This window comes from Kitasatospora sp. NPDC051164, assembly GCF_044455625.1.
In the GTDB taxonomy this organism is placed as follows: domain Bacteria; phylum Actinomycetota; class Actinomycetes; order Streptomycetales; family Streptomycetaceae; genus Kitasatospora.
Genome location: NZ_JBITFB010000112.1, coordinates 1 through 3,019 on the forward strand (window position 1 = coordinate 1; position 3,019 = coordinate 3,019).

The 3,019-nt window shown below is 73.4% G+C and carries 1 protein-coding gene; it reads right to left on the bottom strand.

Annotated elements, in window-relative coordinates:
* A partial coding sequence (locus tag ACIBEC_RS47690) for a beta-ketoacyl synthase N-terminal-like domain-containing protein (protein WP_396290909.1) occupies positions 1–3,019 on the bottom strand: 3,019 nt, incomplete at both ends.

Sequence of the window (3,019 nt, forward strand, 5' to 3'; positions counted from 1 at the left end):
TACCAGTACTCGGCGTCCATGGCGGAGCCGTCGACCAGCTCACCGGTCACCGTCGAGAACACCGGCACCGAGCCCGCCCGCGGACGGACCTCCGCGAGGACCTCCAGCAACTCGGCACGGATCGACTCCACCTGCGCGGAATGCGAGGCGTAGTCCACCGGGACACGGCGGGCACGGATGCCATCCGCCTCGCACGAGGCCAACAGCTCCTCCAGAGCGCCCGGTTCACCGGACACCACCACCGCCGACGGGCCGTTCACCGCCGCGACCGACACCCGATCGCCGTCACCAAGACGCTCGCGCACCTCCTCCACCGGCAACGCCACCGAGACCATGCCACCCAGACCCGCCAGACCACCAGCGATCGCCCTGCTGCGCAGCGCCACCACCCGGGCGCCGTCCTCCAGCGACAGCGCACCCGCGACGACGGCGGCAGCGATCTCGCCCTGCGAATGACCGACCACCACGCCCGGCTCCACACCGGACGCGCGCCACACTTCGGCGAGGGAGACCATCACCGCCCAGAGCACCGGCTGGACGACGTCCACCCGATCCATCCAGCCATCACCCTCGACGCCGCGCACCACCTCCAGCAGCGACCAGCCGTCCGCGAACGGCGCCAACGCCGCCCCGCACTCCGCCATCCGCGCAGCGAACACCGGCGAGGACTCCAGCAGTTCGACCGCCATCGCGGCCCACTGCGAACCCTGACCCGGGAAGACGAACGCCACCTTCCCCGCCGAACCACTCACACCCCGGACCGACCCCGGCAGGTCCGTCGCCAGCGCCTCCAGCCCCGCCACGGCGCCGGCACGGTCGCCCGCCACCACCACCGCCCGGTGCTCGAACACGGCCCGCGATGCCACCAGCGAGTGGCCCAGGTCGGACAGGCCGAGGCCGGGCCGCTCGTTCAGGAGGGCCACCATCTTCGCGGCCTGGCCCTGGAGGGCCTTCTCATTCCTTGCCGACAGCACGATCGGCACGGCCGGGGTCTCGTCACCGGCGGTCGGGTGCTCGACCGTGGCCGGTGCGTACTCGAGGATGGTGTGGGCGTTGGTCCCGCTGATACCGAAGGACGACACCGCCGCGCGACGCGGGCGCCCGGTCTCCGGCCAGGCCCGCCGCTCGGTGAGCAGCTCCACCGCACCCGCCGACCAGTCGACCTTCGCCGACGGCTCACTCACGTGCAGCGTCTGCGGCAGCACACCGTGCCGCATCGCCATCACCATCTTGATGATCCCGCCCACACCGGCCGCGGCCTGCGTGTGACCGATGTTCGACTTCAACGAACCCAGCCACAACGGCTGTTCGGCCGAACGCTCACGGCCGTACGTGTTCAGCAGCGCCTGCGCCTCGATCGGGTCACCCAGGGTCGTACCCGTCCCGTGCGCCTCCACCGCATCGATCTGATCCGACGCCAGACCCGCATTCGCCAACGCCTGCCGGATCACCCGCTGCTGGGAGGGACCGTTCGGCGCCGTCAGGCCGTTCGACGCACCGTCCTGGTTCACGGCACTGCCGCGCACGACCGCGAGCACCGGGTGCCCGTTGCGGCGGGCGTCGGAGAGCCGCTCGACGAGGAGCATGCCGACGCCCTCGCCCCAACCGGTGCCGTCCGCCTCCGCCGAGAACGCCTTGCACCGGCCGTCGGCCGACAGGCCGCGCTGGCGGCTGAAGTCGACGAAGGTCTCGGGCGTCGCCATCACGGTGACACCGCCCGCGAGCGCCATCGTGCACTCGCCCTGGCGCAGCGCCTGGATCGCCCAGTGCAGCGCGACCAGCGAGGACGAGCAGGCGGTGTCGACGGTGACCGCCGGGCCCTCCAGACCGAAGGTGTAGGCGACCCGGCCCGAGGCGATGCTGCCCGAGACACCGGTGCCGAGGTAACCCTCGACGCCCTCAGGGAGTTCTCCGATCCCGGTCGCGTAGTCGTGGTACATCACGCCGGCGAACACACCGGTGCGACTGCCGCGCAGCGTCGCCGGGTCGATCCCCGCACGCTCCACGGCCTCCCACGAGGTCTCCAGCAGCAGCCGCTGCTGCGGGTCCATCGCCAACGCCTCGCGCGGCGAGATCCCGAAGAACTCCGGGTCGAACAGCCCCGCGTCGTGCAGGAAGCCGCCCTCGCGGGCGTAGGTGGTGCCCTGGTGGTCGGGGTCGGGGTGGTAGAGACCGTCGAGGTCCCAGCCGCGGCCGGTCGGGAAGCCGGAGATCGCGTCACCGGCCCCGAGCACCAGGCTCCACAGATCCTCGGGGGACTCCACCCCGCCGGGGTAGCGGCAGGCCATGCCGACGATCGCGATCGGCTCGTCGTTCGCGGCCGAGGACGGCCGGGCGGCGCCGGCGCCGGTCACGGTGGCGTGCTCGTCCGCGTCGTCGCCGAGGAGTTCGGCGAGCAGGAAGGAGGCGAGGGCGCCCGGCGTCGGGTAGTCGAAGACGAGGGTGGCGGGCAGGCGCAGGCCGGTCACGCCGTTGAGCTCGTTGCGCAGCTCGACGGCGGTCAGCGAGTCGAAGCCCAGCTCCTTGAACGCCCGTGCGGACTCCACCGCACCCCCGTCGGCGTAGCCGAGCACGGCGGCGACGCGGGAGCGGACCAGGCCGAGGAGAGTCTCCTCCCGGTCGGCGGCGGCCGGCTGGGCCAGCAGTCGGGCGACCAGCTCGGAGCCGCCGGCCGTCGCCCCGGCGCGGGCGACCCGCCGGGTCGGGACCCGGATCAGGCCCCGCAGGAGGGCGGGCAGGGTGCCGGCGGCGGCCTGGGCGTGCAGGGCAGTCAGGTCCAGGTGCATCGGGACGAGGGCGGCGCTGCCGATGGCGGTGGCCGCGTCGAGCAGCCCGAGGCCCTCGGCGGAGCCGAGGCCGTGAATGCCGCCGCGGCTCATGCGCTGGACGTCCACCGCGTCGAGGCTGCCGACCATGCCGCTGCTGTCGGCCCACAGGCCCCAGGCGAGGGAGGTGGCGGGCAGTCCGGCGGCCCGGCGCTGGGCGGCGAGGGCGTCCAGGAAGACGTTCGCGGCCGCGT